A 16,706-nucleotide genomic window follows, 5' to 3' on the forward strand; every position below is an offset into this window, starting at 1 on the left:
ATGAACAACAGTTTATTGGATGACGAGAAAAGCTTCATCGTCCCATTGACGGTAATCGGCATCGTGGCGGTGGTGATCCTGCTTATTGCGGGTCTCTTCATCCCTTCGTCGATTTCGACGTGGTAATCATCCTGCCGAAACAGGCTGAGTAAGCGAGCCCCGCCTGCCGGCGGGGCATCGGTTTCCCGACCCTTAAGCATCGGCCTGCCTCCCCGTTTCCAAGCCCCCCGACCCTACCGGAACCGGCCCGAAAATTGACCGTTATACCGTGTAAAGCTATTATTCTACCCCACTTAAACGGAACCAGACAGAGAAAGACGTAAGCGTATGGCAACCATGACCAAGGAAATCGCGGCCAAAACCATCAGCGACTTCGGCAAGAACCCCAAGGACTCGGGCAACCCGAAGGTCCAGGTGGCTTTGCTGACCCATCGTATCGCCGAGATTACCGAGCATTTGAAGATCCATAAGAAGGACAAGCATTCCCGCCGTGGCCTCACCACCATGGTCGCCTATCGCCGCCGCCTGCTCAATTACATGATGAAGACGGACCTGAATGGCTATCGCGGGCTGATCAAGCAACTCGACTTGCGCCGCTAAGTCTCGCCTTTCTCCCAGTCCCTTCCTCAAGTCAACCCGCGCGGCGAGGGCCGCGCTCAACCGGAGCAGAAATTACATGGCAAAGCAAACCGTCAGCATCACGCTTCCCGACGGGAAAATCATCACGCTCGAATCCGGACGCATGGCCAAGCAGGCCGGCGGCGCCGTCATCGCCCGCTTGGGCGACACCATGGTGCTCTGCACCGTTTGCGGCGGTCCCGAAGCCCTCGGCGATTTCTTCCCCCTGACCGTGGAATACCGCGAGAAATATTACGCCGCCGGCAAGATCCCGGGCGGTTACATCAAGCGCGAAGCCAAGCCCAGCGATAAGGAAGTACTCACCTGCCGCATCATCGATCGGCCGCTGCGCCCCATGTTCCCGGAAGGCTATAAGAAGGAAGTCCAGATCGTCTGCACCGTCCTCTCCGCCGACGACAAGTTCGACGCCGACACCCTCGCCGTGATCGGCGCTTCCGCCGCCATCGGCCTCTCCACCCTGCCCTTCGAGGACCAGGTCGCCGCCGTCAAGGTCATCGGTAAGGACGGCAAATTCATCATCGACCCCACCTACGAGGAAATCGAATCCGCCGACGTGGAACTCATCGTCGCCGGCACGGCCACCTCCATCTGCATGGTGGAAGGTTCGGGCTGGGAAATCGGCGAAGACGTGATGGTCAACGCCATCCTCGCCGGCCACGAAGCCATCAAGAGCATCGTCAAGGGACAGCAGGAACTGATTTCCCGCTTCGAAGTGACCAAGGACGTGTTCACGCCCAAGGCCATCGACAAGGATCTCTTCGCCAAGGTCGAGGCCATCGCGAAGCCCCTCCTGGTCAAGGCCTTCCACACCCCCATGCTCAAGAAGGCGCACTACGCCACCATGAGCCAGATCAAGAAGGACGTGGTCGCCGCCCTGGGCGAGTCCCTGGCCGACCGCGCCGGCGAGATCAAGGAATACGTCGAAACCGTCCAGTGGACGGAAATGCGCGAGATGGTTCTGGCCGAGAAGGTCCGCATCGACGGCCGCGGCCCCGCCGACATCCGCAATATCGAGATCGAGACTTCGGTCTTGCCCCGCACCCATGGTTCGGGCCTGTTCCAGCGCGGCGAGACCCAGGCCCTGGTGGTCTGCACCCTCGGCACCAAGAACGACGAACAGCGCGTGGATTCGCTGCAAGGCGAGACCTTCAAGAACTACATGCTGCATTACAACTTCCCCGGCTACTCGGTCGGCGAAGCCAAGCGCATGAACTCGGTGGGCCGCCGCGAAGTGGGCCACGGCTTCCTGGCCGAGCGCGCGCTCGCCCCGGTCCTGCCGACCTCCGAATCCTTCCCCTACACCATCCGCCTCGTTTCCGACATCATGGAATCGCACGGTTCCTCATCGATGGCCTCGGTTTGCGGCGGCACCCTCGCCCTCATGGACGCGGGCGTGAAGATCAAGAGCCCGGTGGCCGGCATCGCCATGGGCCTGGTCTCGGACGGCAGCCGATTCGAGACCCTGTCGGACATCAATGGCACCGAAGACCACCTGGGCGATATGGACTTCAAGGTGTGCGGCACCGAGAAGGGCATCACCAGCTTCCAGATGGATATCAAGTTGCGCGGCCTCACCCCCGCCATCATGCAGCAGGCCCTGTCGCAAGCCAAGGCCGGCCGCCTGCATATCCTCGGCAAGATGAAAGAAGCCCTGCCGGCCGCGCGCGAGCTTTCCAAGTTCGCCCCCGCCATCCTGCAGAAGAAGATTCCCGCCGATAAGATCAAGGATCTCATCGGCCCCGGCGGCAAGGTCATCCGCGGCATCCAGGAAAGCGCCGGCGCCACCCTCAACGTGGACGATCAGGGCAACCTCACCATCTCGGCCGCGCATCGCGGCAACGCCATCATGGCTTTGAAGATGGTGAACGAGCTGTTCGCCGAAGCCGAGGTGGGCAAGGTCTACCGCGGTAAGGTGAAGGGCATCGCCACCTTCGGCGCCTTCGTGGAAATCCTGCCGGGCAAGGAAGGCCTGGTGCACATCTCCGAACTCGCCCCGACCAAGGTGGACCGCGTCGAGGACGTGCTCTCCATGGGCGACGAGGTCGAAGTGAAGTGCATCGGCGTCGACCCCCAGGGCAAGATCAAGCTTAGCCGCAAGCAGTTGTTGCTGCAGGCCTGAGACCCGAAAAAAAGGGTACAGGGATCAGGGTAAAGGGTATAGGGTGAAGAAAATAAGGGCCTTTCCGGTACCCTTAACCCTGTACCCTGTACCCCCCCGCTTCACTGCTGCAGGTCCGCACGTCGTCCCGCCCCGCTTCTCCCTCTCCCGGACGGATCCTCCACATGCCTAAACCCCGCTCGATGAACATGGACGAAAAGATCACCACGCTCGAAAACGGCGTGGTGGTGGCTACCGAATCCCTTCCCAACATCCGCTCGGCCTCGCTGGGCGTTTACCTCGACATCGGTTCCAGGGACGAATCCCCGGCCACCAGCGGGCTGGCGCATTTCTTCGAACACATGGTCTTCAAAGGCACGCCCAAGCACGATGCCTTGCAGATCGTGAAGATCTTCGAGGCCACCGGCGGGCAGATCAACGCCTATACCTCCAAGGAACAGACCTGCTTCTACGCCAAGGTGGTGGACACCGAAGTGAGGCCGGGGCTGGAAATGCTCCTGGAGATGGTCCTCGAATCCCATTTCGATCCCATCGAACTGGAAAAGGAAAAAGACGTCATCATCGAGGAGATCAAGGGCGGCAACGACAATCCCGAGGATTACGTCTACGACCTCTTCTCCCAAGCTTTCTTCGCCGACCATTCCCTGGGCTATCCCATCGCGGGATCGGCCAAGACGGTGAAGGGCCTGAGCCGGGAAATGCTCTTCGAGCACCAGCGCAAGGCCGCCGAAGCCGTCCCGGTATACGTGGTCGCCGTCGGCGCCGTGGACCATGCGGAGATCGTGGACATCGCCCGCAAGGCCTTCGGCCTGGGCCCCAAGGCCAAGTCCTTGGCTTCCCGTTCCCCCGGATCCCGCGCCTCCGCCCGGCGCGCCACCGTTTCCCTGGCCGAGCGCGCCGCCGCCGAGCGCCCGGGCCACGTCCACAAGCCCCGCCATCTGGTCGAAAAGCGGCCGCTCCATCAAGTGACCGCGCTTCTGGGCGGACCGAGCTATGCTTGGGATCATCCCAACCGTTACGCCCTATTGCTCGTCAATACCGTGCTTGGCGACGGCATGAGCTCCAAGCTTTTCCAAAGCGTGCGCGAGGCCCTGGGGCTGGTCTACACCATCTACTCCAGCCCGGAATTCCTCATCAACGCGGGCGTATTCGCCATCGGTTTCGCGACCGAGCCCAAGGACATCGGTAAGGCGACCAAGGAGATCAACAAGCAGTTGCAGGCCTTGCGGAAGACCGGGCTATCCAAATCCGAAATGGATTTCGCCAAGGCGAATCTGCGCGGCAGCATCTTGTTGGGACTGGAATCGAGCAACACCCGCATGGCCAGCCTGTCGCGGCGGCTGCTCTACGGGAAATCGGGCGAAAGCATCGATACGGTCCTGAAGCGCTTGGACGCGGTGAAGCCCGCCGACATCCGGCTATGCATCCGCGACGTATTCCGCGCTAAGCATTGGGCCTCGGCGTGCATCGTGCCGAAGCGGGCCCACGTATCCATGGGCCGATTGCTGGACTTTTAGCCCAAGGGCCGGCTCATCGCCGTCGCCCCTCGCTTCACTCCCATTCCACCGCCCTCCGCGCGCTTTCCATCAGCCGCGCTTGCGCGATCGCGTCCTCCCAGGTGAGATTCGGGCTTTGCCCCTTGAGAGCGTACTCCTCGACTTCGCGGGCTTCCCGGGCGAATGCGGCCAGGCCGTCGCCCGCCTGGTACACGCTTTCCCCATCGGCGTTGAAAACGCGGATCTCGGCCGCGGACGCGGGGGGATGCCAGGGCTGGGGAATCTCGATGCGTCCGCGTTCCCCATGGATCACCGCCAGGGCCGGGCGCGTTTCGCGCAGGGCGCAATAGATTTCCGCCCGCACGCCGCCCGGGAATTCCAGGGTCAGCTCGGTTCTTTCATCCACGCCTTCGGGGCCGCGAAGGGCGCGGGCGCGCAAGACGCGGGCTTGGGCGCCGGGCGTCTCGCCGGCGAAGGTCCGCGCGAAATGCACGCCGTAACAGCCCACATCGGCGAAGGCTCCGCCCCAGGCCTCCGGGCTCAAGCGGATGTTCCCCGGCTTCTGCCCCATATCGTAGCAGAAGGTGGCGGAAAGGGATCGTACGGATCCGATGGCATCCTCTTCGATCAGGGCGCGCGTCAGCCCCCACTGGGGATGCAAGGCGTACATGAAGCCTTCCATGAAGAAAACCCGGGCCTTGCGCGCCGCGTCCGACAGGGCCGCGACTTCGGACTCGAGCAAGGAAGCCGGCTTTTCGCAGAGCACGTGCTTCCCGGACCGCGCCGCCCGGATGCCCCACTCCGCGTGCATATGATTCGGAAGCGCGACGTAGATCGCGTCCACGCCGGGATCCGCGAGCAGCTCCATGTACCCGCCGTACGCGCGCGGAATGCCGAGTCGCTCCGCGAATGCGGAGGCCCGTGAGGAATCCCGGCTGGCGACCGCGGCGACGGGTATTCCCTGGACGATCAAATCGGCCGCGAACTTGCCGGCGATGTTGCCGCAACCGAGGATTCCCCAGTGCAAGCCTAAGCGGTCTTTCAATTCCGCCCCCGCATTTCCGACGCGTCGAACACGCCCCGGAATCCCGGATAAATGCGACAGCGTAGAATGGGAGGGGGACAGTTCATAGGTTAGGCCGATAAATCGGCTGAATAAACTTAATTCACCGGGTGGGACTTCCGGATCCGAACCCGGTTGCTCCCCTCCGGGGACCATGGTATCCTTCGGTCATGCCTTTCCGGCTCCGTCTTCGCCCCCTTTTCGCCGCCGCCTTCCTGATCTCCGCATGCGCGGCGCCCCGGACCTTGGCCCCCGCTTCGGCCGGAATCATGGCGGCCCGCCTCGCCAACGATCGATGCCAGAAGCTTTATGGAGCGCGCCCCTTCGCGCCCGAGGACTTCGAAGCCGTATGGGAGCGCGATCGCTGGCATTGGGGCAGCGCCACTGCGGAAAGGATCGAGGGCTACGACGTGGATGTCTCGTTCAATACGCGGGGCGGGAGCCCGCATGTGGAGGTTTCGCTCCCACCCGAATGAAAGGCGCTCGCAAAGCGAGCGGCGCACGCCAGGCGAGCGGGCAGACCACGGAAACTGGCGTCACTCCGTTCCAGTAATTCTCCATCATCGTCCGCGCAAGCGGAAAATGCGGTTTCGCTCGTATTGGCGTTGCCGGATTCGATGTTATATTTTGGGGCCCGGAACAGGAAGTCCGGGATCCACTTCCTTGTGAAAATTCACGCTCAGCAGAGGTCCCCATGAAGCATCTGTCTCTCGTCATGGCCTTGGCTACGTCCGCATTCGCAACCGCCATCGATCGCGATGGCGTCGCCGGCATCGATAAGACTTTTTCGGCCCAGACCCTGGGCCACGGAAAGCTGGCCATCGGCCTGCATAGCCAGGTGGTCGATGACGAGGAGGTGCTCCAGAACACCCAAATCAACGTCAACGGCAACCCTTCCACTATCAACGATTACCTGACCTTGAGTTCGAGCATTTTCATCGGCTTAGGGTTGGGACCCTATACCGATATCGGTTTGGCGCTGCCCCTCTACTACGAGAAGCTCAACAGCGATAACCAAGCCGTGGACCTCGAGGAGCAATACCCCGGGGATTTGCGTTACCGCCTGAAGATCCGGTTCCCCTTCAAAGACGTTCAGGTGGTGGACGTTGCCCTTATGTTGGGAGGATCCGTTCCGACCCAGGCCGACAACCGCGGCGTGATCCCGCGCGAGCTGGAATACATGACCGACGATCCCTCGAAATTCACCGAGGGCAATTCGCCTTTCGGAGCCGGTAGGCCGACCTTCGAGGCCGGCTTGGGCCTCACCATGGATCTGGGACAAGTGTCGCAGAAGTTCCAATTCCTGTGGCATTTCAATTTAGGGGTACGCAAAATCAACATCTCCAGCGAGCCCCCGTTCGAGGACGTCCTCTTCTGGTCCACGGCCGTGGAGTACGAACCGGGCACCTTCATCCGCTTCTTCGCCCAGTTCTATCATGAATCCCGCTTCGATCATCTCGGCGACAACGAATTCAGCACCGAGCCGACCACGGCGACCTTCGGCGCGGTAGCGCAAACCCCTGTGGGCCTTGACTTCTACGCGGGCCTGGTGTTGGGCCTCAACGACGGATTCATTCCCGTCAAATACAACTTCGAGAACAGCACCCCTGCCCGGATCCATGATTTCGGCATCAAGGGAAGCCCCGACCTTTCCATGATTTTCCAGGTCAGCTGGAATGGGTTCGTCCTGACGCAGGACCACGACCATGACGGTATTCCCGACAAGCTGGACAAATGCCCGGATGATCCCGAGGACAAGGACGGCTTCCAGGACGAGGACGGCTGCCCCGATCCGGACAACGACAAGGACGGCATCCCCGACATCAAGGACAAATGCCCCCTGGATCCCGAGGATAAGGATGGATTCCAGGATGAGGATGGATGCCCCGATCCCGACAATGACAAGGACGGCATCCCGGACAGCAAGGACAAGTGCCCCAACGATCCTCAAGGCGCCGACGGCAAGGACGGTTGCCCCAACCTCGATAAGGACGCCGACGGCATTCCCGACGCCATCGATAAGTGCCCGACCGATCCCGAGGATCGCGACGGATTCGAGGACGAGGACGGATGCCCCGAGCCGGATAACGACAAGGACGGGATCTGCGATCCTTGGGTCTCGGAGAAGGGCCTGCTGGCCAAGTACGCCGGGGTCTGCAAAGGCGTCGACAAGTGCCCCGGCGCCGCCGAGACCATGAACGGGTTCGAGGACGAGGATGGATGCCCGGACAAGCTCGAGGTCCAGACGGTCGTTAAGACCATGGTCCTGAAGGGAGTGAACTTCAAGACCGGGTCGGCCGAGCTCACCAGCGAATCCTATCGCGTGCTGGACGAAGTGGTGACCCAGATCCAGACCAACAAGGACATCCAGTTCGAAGTGGCGGGCCATACCGATAGCCGGGGCAATGCCACCAAGAATCAGATGCTGTCGCAGGCGCGCGCCCAGACGGTGGCCAACTACTTCATCAGCAAGGGCGTGGAAGCCGCGCGGTTGAAGGTCATCGGCTACGGTTCTTCGCGGCCGCTGGCGCCTAACACCAGCGCGGAAGGCCGCGCCCTCAACCGGCGCGTGGAGCTGAACCGGTTGAACTGACCGCCGTATCGTAGACCCGTGCGCATGCCGAAGCATGCGCACGGAAAACATTTCGAGGATCGGATGAAGCGGATTCGCCATTTCGAACCCAACCGGATTCCATCCCGGCTCTCCGGATTCGGGATCCTCGTTCTTCCATGCTTTTGCTTTTCCATGGCAGTCCCGGCACGCGCCGCAGGGGTCGATAGCTCGGCAGGAGTCGATACCTTGCCCCCGCCCTCCTTTTTCATATCCGTAAGCGTCGCGGATTCGCTCACCGGCCTACCCCTGCCAGGAGCCGCCGTCTATGCCCGCAGCCCGACCGCCAACTACTCCATAGCGGTTACGGACTCGGAGGGCGTCGCCTATTTCACCAAGAAAGATCTTTCGACCCCCGGGTTCTCCGATCTGCAATGGATAACGGCCGCTTATCCCGGATATGTTTCCCGTACCTACTCGGATTCCTCTTTGCTAAGGTCGGGACCCCCTCCTTACGCGCTTCGGATCCCTCTGGTGCCCGCCACCCCGAAGAACAGCCAAACGTTCCAAGGCACCTTGGTCGACTCCAGCCGGCATCCCATCCCCGATTTCCCCGTGGACTTGAGCATCGGCCAGGTCACCGGAGGGCAAGTGGGATATGGCGACGGTTACATGACCTTCACCGCGAAAACGGATACGGCCGGCCGATTCGTATTTACCGGCATCCCCGCGAAGTATCAATCCGGCTTCATATTTACGCGGCATTCCCCGCGCGATCTCGTCGATATGATCTCGGTCTCCTTCAAGGATACGGCTCTGATAGTCGCTCCCAGGTGGAAGCAGACGACTTCGATCGCGGCCCCAGCCGCCCGGACGCGCATGTCCGCGCCAGCTGGACCGGCGTCGATAATGCTATTCGATGCCCGCGGCCGGGATGCCGCCGGACGCCGTAGGCTTCGCTAAGACTCCCGGAAGAACGGGGCTCATACGGAGCCCTGTCCGAAGAACCTTCTCTAAGGCGCCACCGCAGCCATCGCCGCTACCCGGTTTCCCACCCTCAGTTCCGCCCAAAGGAAACCACCCGGTTCGCGCCGCAGGCTCAGCCCGGTCGCCCGCCGATCGACGGGCGCGCGCAGGACTTCGCGGCCGGAAGCATCGCGTAGGATCACGCTACGGTCCCCTTCCCAGGACTCCGTTCCCGTCCAATCCAGCCGCAAGCTTCCCGCTTCGGCCCAAGCCCGAATGGAAGGGCCCCGCGCGACCCGGGCCCGCGGGCGGACGGCGATCCCGCAACTCTGGCTGCTCTGCCAAGCGGGCTCCTTGGAATTGGCCCAGGCCGTCAGGGACGCATCCAAATCGCACAACCGGTTCGCGTCGAGAAGCACCTTGGTGGAAGCCTTCAACTGGGTAATGGATTCCGGCAAGGACTCGATAACGTTACCCGAGACGTTCAGCGTGTCGAGGGTTTGCATCGCCGCCATTGTAAATGGCAGCGCGCGCAAAACGTTTCCGGAAACATCCAGGTATTTCAGGAAAGGCAGATTGGCGACGGCTTCCGGCAAGGTGTCCAGGAGATTACCGGTCAACAAAAGGGTTTCGAGTTGCGGCAAGGCGAATACTGAGTCGGGCAGCGATGCCAGGCCGTTGCCGCGCAAGCCCAGGAACAAAAGGGATTGCAGCCGGCCCACGCGCGCGTCCAAGGACGGGATGCGGTTCCCTCCCAGATCCAATTCCACCAGGCTCGTCAGGTCCCAAATCTCAGCGGGCAACGAGTCGAGCAGATTATCCGAAAGCACGAGATACTTCAAGGCATCCATGGACCCGAGCTGCGACGGCAGGGCGCTGAGATTGCGCCCGCTCAGGCGCAATGCGGTTACGCGCGACGCTGCGGGATCGATTTGGGCGACTTGCGATACCGGCGTGGTGGTAAGCCCGTTTTGATCAAGAAGAATGCGGACGGCCAAGGTGTCTTGCCTAAGATCTTGCGCGCGGGCGGAAGGCGCGAAAAAGGGGAGAACGGAGAGGGAAATAAGGAGTGTACGGAAGCGGATCGGGTTTTTCATGGACTTCCATTATAGTGGAAAGTCCGGCATTGATATATGAACCGTTTGGTACGACGCCGTCCGCGGAAGTCCGTCCCGATCGGTACATCCAGGCGCCAGGCCGTAGCAGCGACAGGGGAATCCGCCGAAATGACGATTGCTCCACCGTTGAGCGGATTGGCATCTCGCTTGCTCAATGGGGTCTTGCCCCTCGGAACGGGCGTTGCACTAAAAACAGGAGTTCCCACATGACTATTAAGAAAATCATTCTAGGCGCGATCGCCGTCGGCTGCCTCTCCATCGGGGCTTCCTTCGCCGCCGGCACGACGCCCGATCCTACGACCGGTCCCACCGCTCCCACCGATGCGCAAAAAGCCAAGCTGGAAGAGCTGAAGGCTAAGCTGGAAGCCCAGCGGGCCGCGATGAAGGCTAAGCACGATAGCCTCTTCGCCGCCAATAAGGACGAGATCGAAAAGCGCATGGCCGAACACAAGGCCGAGATGGAGAAGGCCAAGGCCGCGATGGATTCCGTCCGCGCGCAAGTCAAAGCCCTGATCGACTCCTACAAGGACAAGATCAAGGCCGCTTCCGATTCGGACAAGGCCGCGCTCGCCAAGGAGCTGGCCGCCAAGCTCAAGGCCCTGACCGCCGACCTCCAGAAGGAGATGAGGGCCAAGTTCGACGCCGCGCGCGCGGGCCATGATTCCGATATGGTCGCCCATAAGGCGGAGATCGAGAAGAAGATGCAGGAAGCCAAGGCCGCGTTCGAAGCGCACATGAAAGACATCGAGGCCGCGCGCGCCGATTGGATGAAGAACCATCCGGCCGACAGCTCCCACGTCGGCGGCGGCGCGCCCACTCCCGATCAGATCGCCGCTGCGAAAGCCAAGTTCGAAGAATGGCTGAAGACCCACCCGATGCCGGGTATGGACTCGACCAAAGCTCCCTAATAAGAATCCCGCCTTCGTCCCGGGGACATCTCCCGGGACGGCCCGACCTTTGGTCGCCCGACCCGCCTGGGCCGCCGACCTTCGGGGTCGTGGCCCCTACCGGGGGAGGCGAGGTTTCGCTATCTTGGAAGCCCGGGCCTGGCCCGGGTTCCGGAAACCCGGGTCCTTGCCCGGGTTTTTCTTTTCCCGGAAATCCGAATGACCCATGCCCGCGCCGCGCTTGCGGCCATCGCGATCCTTGCCTTCGCCCATTCGGGCCATGCCAAGCGGTTGCCGTCCCCGAAACCGATCCTGCAGCCGCGCGCCGATTGCAAGACCCTTTCCGATTCCCTGGTCAAGCTCTATAACGCGGGGGATCCCACCTATCTGACCTGGGATTTCGCGGAGGCGGGATGCGACTCCGCGCAATTGTACACGGCCTACTATTACCAAGGCATCGGGTTCCTTTTCATCTCGGCCTGGAAAGAGGCCTTGTATTTCCTGAATGAGGCGCGGGCCATCGGCGGACCGAAGGACGAGGAGATCCTCTATCATCTGTGGACGGTGTACCGCAAGCTGGAACGCTATTCCGAGATGGAAGGCCTGACCCTGGAGCTGCACAAGCGGTACCCGAATTCGCTCTTCCTTTTCGAGATCCTCGATCAGTGGAAGTCGGTCAAATCGCCCTCGCACGTCGCCTGGAATTATTCCACCCGCGCGGGCATTTCCAGCACCCCATACCTCGACGACCAGCTAAGCAACCGCATCCAAGGCGAAGTCCGCCAGCAGTCGGGACTGCACCGGTTCCGCGAGCATGGCTCGGTTTCCCTCTCATCCAAGCTGAACGATCGCCTGTTGCATGGCTTCCAGGCCAATCTGGGCGGCGAATACGCCTATAAAGGTTTCACGTCGGAAGCCGATTGGGGCGCCGGTTACGAGACGCCCACCAACCTCATCCTCAGCGACGGAGGACAATCTATCTTGGTCGATTCCAACTGGAACTTCGCCCAAGGGCACTTAGCCGCGGGGTATTCCTTCACCTCCCGCTCCGGATGGAACGTGGGAGCGAACGCCAGCGTTTTCCAACTCAACAAGGATTGGCGCGTGGTGGGCATCAGCCATACCCAATCCTACTTCTTCGATAACTTCATCCTGATGGGTTACCTCGATTTCCAAAAGCATTGGATCAAGTTGCGGGCGGATTCCCTTATAGACTCCAGCGGGGTGTACCATGGAAAGACTGGGTTGGACGGCATGTACACCTTTTCCGCCAGCCTCAACCCTTACTGGTCCTTGGGCCGCCATTCCTTCGGCGTCGGCCCCAATTACTACCTGGCCCGCTCCCATTATTCTGGCGCGCTTCCCGATAACTCGCCTCTCAGCAGTACGGATTGGGTGCACACCTTTTCCGGCACTGCCACCTACGACTACGATCTGCGACGCTGGGTTCGCTTTGCCTTCACGGGGTCCTTAGGGGCTGAGCTGGATCCGAAGTATCCCGCGAAATGCGTGTATAGCGCCGACGCCGGCGTCTCGTTCTCGTTCTAAGTCCCGCTCCCGGCCTTATTCCGCTTAGAGGAATTGGTGTACCGGATGGTACGTCTCAGTACCTGGGCGGACGCGCTGGCCTCTAATGGGCAGGGAAGCGCTTCAACAGCGCTGGAAACCGGCCAGATTCGCCCGCTTCCCCTGGTATGTTTTTCGCTCCTTCAAATCAAGACCTTTATTTATTTTAAGACCCCATGCGCCCCATCCTTACCATCCTCCTGATTTCCGCGGCCCTGGGAAGGGCTTTCGCCGCGCATCTGGACGGAGGGCCCGGGCCCACCTCATTCGGCCCTCCCGGCGACCCGACGTCCGGCATGCGGAGCGAAGACGTGACGGATCGGCTCAATCGCGATTGGCAGCAACTCCAGGAAACGGAGAACAAGTACGGCTTGGCGACCATGCCCGAGGCCGCGCCCACGATATCATTGGCGCAATCGCTGATCGCGCAGGCAAGGCAATCCCTCTCTGCCGGGAACGTCTCCTTGGCGTTTAACCAATGCCTGATGTTGGAAAACCACATAACCGAATTGGATATGTTGGGTAGCCGCAAGAGCATGGACCGCTTCCGTTCCGGCGATATCGGCGGAATCGATACCTCGCGCCAACGGCAAGACCAGCAGAACGCGGCCGAATACAGTATCCAACGCGTGACGGATCGGCTGGCCTACCTCTCGCAACGTTTGGAATCCGGGAAGAACCCGGCAGCCGCTACCCTGATCAACAAGGTGAAGGCCCTGCTGGATGCGGCCCGTAGCGAAGCGGCGGCGGGACGGACCCTGAACGTATTCCCCCTCCTGGCCCAGGCCGATCCCCTGCTCAATGAGCTCCAGCGTTTGCAACAGGACTTGTCGGAGGCCGATTCGCATGGCGCCAGCGGTCCCAGCGGGGACCCGGATAAGAATCAACAACAAGCCCCCATGACCCAGGCGACAGCGAACTATCAGCGGGTCTACAACGCGGCCCAGCGTCTGGGGGAACGCCCGGTCGACGGGGAAAATGCCAAGACGACGGCCCTGCGGACGCGCGTCTTCGACTTGCTCGAGAAGGCCAAGGACGCATTGGCCACGGGGCAGCCCGAGGCGGCCAAGGGCTACTGCCTCAAGGCCGAGAGCCTGCTGACGGAATGGCATCGCTCCCTGGCCTCCGACGATAAGCTGTCTCCCGCCGCCCGCGATCGGGTCAAGGCAAAGCTGGACCTGGCGGGCGATATCGTGGCGTCCGCGGGCGACGAAAAGGCCTCCCGCATCCTGGAAAAGGCGCGCGACCATTTCGACCGCGCCGAGCGCAGCCGGATCGACGGACGCGCCGGCTTGGCCGCCGTGGAGATGGATTTGGCCCTGAAGTTGGCGGCCAAGGCGGTCGATATCGCCCGCGCCCGGTCCCGCTAATCCCCTGAGCTTTCCCCAAGCCTTTTGCATCTCCCCATTCGTGAATAGTTTTTGGCACCTTGGTGGCCTTTCCCTCCGCTTCTATAGCCCTCTGCGCCGTGTCCCTCGCGTTAACCGTAGGAGCGCGGGCCGATGAACGCTCCGATTCCCTGGAATACGCGGCCAAGCGGCAACTTATCCTGGAGCAAGGGGCCGATGAAAGGGAAGGAGCCATCCTGTCGGCGGCGGAGGATTTGGCCCGCGATGGATATTATCCGGAAGCCAGGGATTTGCTCTTCTCGATGCAAGACACCGCGCAGGCGGATTTCGAAGGCGAGTTCGACCGCACCCTGGATTCGGCCCGGGCCCAAATGGCCCTGGGCAAGGGGGCGGGAGCGAAGCCGGCGACGTCGAGCCGCGCTTCTGGCTACGTGCAATCCGGGATCGATTACGATCGCTGGGACGGAGTGGATACCATCCTCAGCGCCCACGTGCGCGGCAAACTGGAATGGATTCCCGCGGGGAAGACGTTCGAACGCGTGGCCGCGGTGGCGCAAGCCTCGGATCGGAATGCCTACTTCGACGCGACGGCGAAAGGGGCGACCGCCCACCGGTTGCTTCGCTTCGAGACCGAAGCCTTGGCCGAAAAGCTGCTTTGGCGGCCTTACGGGGATTCCCTCGATCGCTTCTACTTCCTGCTCAGGCTCGATCCCACGACGCGACCTTTGGGCAAACCCGTGGCGGCGGAGGCGCCGATTTTCCTGGAGAGCGAACAATACCGGCACGATCGCTTCGGCTCCCCTTCCCACTATGCCGCGGGAATCGCCCCGGGCGTGCAGGCCATGTCCGAGAACACCGCCAAGTCCCTCCTCCTTTCCTGGGACGCGCGCGGGTACGTCTATCCCGGCGAGCCGGACAATTCCTTTTTCCGCGACGGACCGGTCGCCTCGGGATGGTGGTACGGGGATCGCCTGGTGTTCGACGCCGAATCGCGCCTGGCCACCACCCGTTACAACCGCGATACGTCGCTTACGCGTGACCTCCGCCTGGAGACCGAGGCCGGGGGATCGGTTCGGATATGGCGCTGGATCAAGGCCGGCTTGCGCTTAACCGGGGAAAGCGAGATGGACGATTACAAGGACAGCGTGAGGAATTCGTTCGGCACCGTATCCGCCAACTACCGACTCACCGGCTCCGCGTGGACCATGCGGCCGCAACTCTCGGCGGATTGGAAAAGCACGTACACGGCTACCTTGGGAATGGCTTATACCCGTTCACGCTATCCGGTGCTTTCCGAGGCCGACGGCCTGAGCCTGCGCAATGTGCTTTTCCTCAACACGTCCAATGACGATTGGAAGGCCGAGGCCGGCTTCACCATGTTGACGAAAGCTATATTCCTCGTCTTATCCTTGGACTACGAGGAGAACTGGGTGCCGTACAACTCGATCTACTCCCTCGGCTCCAGCAAGGGCATCGGCCTGGGCGGCAACCTGTACTGGAAGCTGAGGCCCTGGTTCGAAATCGACGCCACCCTTGAGACCACCCGCCGCTTATCGCTGGCACCGGGCTTTTCGGGCGGCATGATCAGCGACAACCTGCAGCTCTCGGCCGGCTTCACTTCCAACTTCCCATGAAGCGACCCTTGCTGGGGGCCTTGGCCGGGGCCGCCGCCTTGATCCTCCTCTTCGGGTTCTCCGCCTGGATCCTTTCGCGCAACCTCGGCCAGGCCCGGCGGGCTTCCGAAGGCCGCATGACCGGCCTCGCGGAGTACATCGGCGATCATCTCGCCGAGGACATCTTTTCCTATCCCTTCGAGTTCACGCCGTCCCTCTTCCCTGCCCCGTACGCCGAGCAGCAAAGCCGCTGGCTCAGCCGCCTCACGCATGCCACGGGCCTGGAACGCGCGGTGATCACCGACTCGGGCGGGCAGGTGTACGCCTCCAGCGAAAACTTCATCGCCAGCGGCGAGGATATCCGGCCTTATCTGGTGGACGCGAAACTGTTCGAAGCTTCGGCGCGCGAAGGCCGTCCGCGGTTCACGCCCCTCTCCGAAATCGATGGCGTGCCCTTCCAATCCCTCTACTACCCGTTCTCGCTGCGCGGCAAGCGGCAGATGCTGGCGCTCGAATCCGATCAAGCTTTCATCGCCAGCGTCGAGCAGTTCCGTACCTATCTGGTCGTCGCGTCCATTTTCGTGATCATCCTTTTCGCGGTCCTGACCACGGTGCTCTACGCCTTGGAGCGGCGCTTCCAGGCGGCGCTGGCCGAGTCGCGCCGCAACGAGCGCCTGGCCTTCCTGGGGCGGACCAGCGCGGAGCTGGCCCACGAGCTCAAGAACCCGCTGGCCATCATCAAGTCCTCAGTGGACGTGCTGCGCAAGCAGGTGGATCCCGAGCGCAAGCTGCCCGCCTTCGGCTATCTCTCCGACGAAGTCATGCGGCTGTCCCGGTTGATCGGGAACATATTGGGCTTTTCCAATGAGAAGCCCTTGGAGGCCAAGGCCTTCCCGCCCCGGGCGGTCCTGGACGAAGCCGCCGCTGCGCTAGGACGGGAGTTCCCGGAGGTCGCCTGGACCGTTTCCGTCCCGGCGGGCCTTTCGCTTTTGGGCGACGCGGACGCCTTCCGGCAGATGGCGGAAAACTTGGCGCGCAACGCCGCCCATGCCATGGGCGGAAAAGGCGGCCTCACGGTATCATGGGAAGAGCGGGGGAAGGGCGGGGCGATGCGCTTCGCCGATACCGGGCCCGGATTCCCGAAGGCGGTCCGCAAACATATGTTCGAGCCCTTCGTGTCGGGCTCGAAGACGGGGACCGGCCTGGGCCTGTCCATCGTAAGGAGCCTGTGCGAGCGTTCGGGATGGAGCCTGTCGCTGGCTTCGGATCGGGCGCAGGGGGACGAACCCACTTGTTTCGAGATCGGTATTCCTAAAAAAGCGTGACGGAGATCATGGAG

The 16,706-nt window shown here is 62.0% G+C and carries 13 protein-coding genes; 11 read left to right on the forward strand and 2 right to left on the reverse strand.

Annotated elements, in window-relative coordinates:
* Positions 1-336: 336 nt before the first annotated feature.
* The 3 genes from rpsO (at position 337) to JF616_11310 (ending at position 4,275) form a co-directional block, all read left to right on the forward strand.
* On the forward strand, positions 337-600 hold the full coding sequence (gene rpsO, locus JF616_11300; protein ID MBW8888331.1) for a 30S ribosomal protein S15: 264 nt from the start codon (positions 337-339) through the stop codon (positions 598-600).
* 76 nt (positions 601-676) lie between these two features.
* A complete protein-coding gene (locus JF616_11305; GenBank protein MBW8888332.1) occupies positions 677-2,758 on the forward strand; it encodes a polyribonucleotide nucleotidyltransferase in 2,082 nt (693 codons plus the stop codon).
* 164 nt (positions 2,759-2,922) lie between these two features.
* Positions 2,923-4,275 (forward strand): insulinase family protein, encoded by a 1,353-nt coding sequence (locus JF616_11310; protein MBW8888333.1) that lies wholly within the window; start codon positions 2,923-2,925, stop codon positions 4,273-4,275.
* Between the two features lie 34 nt (positions 4,276-4,309).
* Here the strand turns inward: JF616_11310 and JF616_11315 are convergent, their stop codons facing one another.
* Entirely contained in the window at positions 4,310-5,299 is a 990-nt protein-coding gene (locus JF616_11315) for a Gfo/Idh/MocA family oxidoreductase (GenBank protein MBW8888334.1), read from the reverse strand.
* 188 nt (positions 5,300-5,487) lie between these two features.
* Here JF616_11315 and JF616_11320 point away from each other — a divergent pair, with 188 nt between their 5' ends.
* From JF616_11320 to JF616_11330, 3 genes are all read left to right on the forward strand, one after another.
* Positions 5,488-5,793: a hypothetical protein gene (locus JF616_11320; protein ID MBW8888335.1), complete on the forward strand. Its 306-nt coding sequence runs from the start codon at positions 5,488-5,490 to the stop codon at positions 5,791-5,793.
* 218 nt (positions 5,794-6,011) lie between these two features.
* A complete protein-coding gene (locus JF616_11325) occupies positions 6,012-7,910 on the forward strand; it encodes an OmpA family protein (GenBank protein MBW8888336.1) in 1,899 nt (632 codons plus the stop codon).
* 153 nt (positions 7,911-8,063) lie between these two features.
* On the forward strand, positions 8,064-8,831 hold the full coding sequence (locus tag JF616_11330; protein ID MBW8888337.1) for a hypothetical protein: 768 nt from the start codon (positions 8,064-8,066) through the stop codon (positions 8,829-8,831).
* Positions 8,832-8,881: 50 nt separating this feature from the next.
* On the opposite strand, the gene JF616_11335 is transcribed toward JF616_11330, so the two are convergent.
* Positions 8,882-9,931: a leucine-rich repeat domain-containing protein gene (locus JF616_11335; protein ID MBW8888338.1), complete on the reverse strand. Its 1,050-nt coding sequence runs from the start codon at positions 9,929-9,931 to the stop codon at positions 8,882-8,884.
* 227 nt (positions 9,932-10,158) lie between these two features.
* On the opposite strand from JF616_11335, the gene JF616_11340 reads away from it, so the two are divergent.
* The 5 genes from JF616_11340 to JF616_11360 all read left to right on the forward strand — a co-directional run bounded on the left by JF616_11340 (position 10,159) and on the right by JF616_11360 (position 16,692).
* Complete coding sequence (locus JF616_11340) at positions 10,159-10,860, forward strand: hypothetical protein (protein ID MBW8888339.1); 702 nt, start codon at positions 10,159-10,161, stop codon at positions 10,858-10,860.
* A gap of 198 nt (positions 10,861-11,058) precedes the next feature.
* Entirely contained in the window at positions 11,059-12,387 is a 1,329-nt protein-coding gene (locus JF616_11345) for a hypothetical protein (GenBank protein MBW8888340.1), read from the forward strand.
* 194 nt (positions 12,388-12,581) lie between these two features.
* Complete coding sequence (locus JF616_11350) at positions 12,582-13,775, forward strand: hypothetical protein (protein MBW8888341.1); 1,194 nt, start codon at positions 12,582-12,584, stop codon at positions 13,773-13,775.
* Positions 13,776-13,837: 62 nt separating this feature from the next.
* The gene (locus JF616_11355) at positions 13,838-15,388 is read left to right on the forward strand and encodes a hypothetical protein (GenBank protein ID MBW8888342.1); all 1,551 of its coding nucleotides are present in this window, start codon (positions 13,838-13,840) and stop codon (positions 15,386-15,388) included.
* Positions 15,385-16,692, forward strand: a complete 1,308-nt coding sequence (locus JF616_11360; protein MBW8888343.1) for a HAMP domain-containing histidine kinase — start codon at positions 15,385-15,387, stop codon at positions 16,690-16,692. The genes JF616_11355 and JF616_11360 overlap by 4 nt, the downstream gene beginning before the upstream one ends.
* Positions 16,693-16,706: the final 14 nt, after the last annotated feature.

It is taken from the genome of Fibrobacterota bacterium (assembly GCA_019509785.1).
In the GTDB taxonomy this organism is placed as follows: domain Bacteria; phylum Fibrobacterota; class Fibrobacteria; order UBA11236; family UBA11236; genus Chersky-265.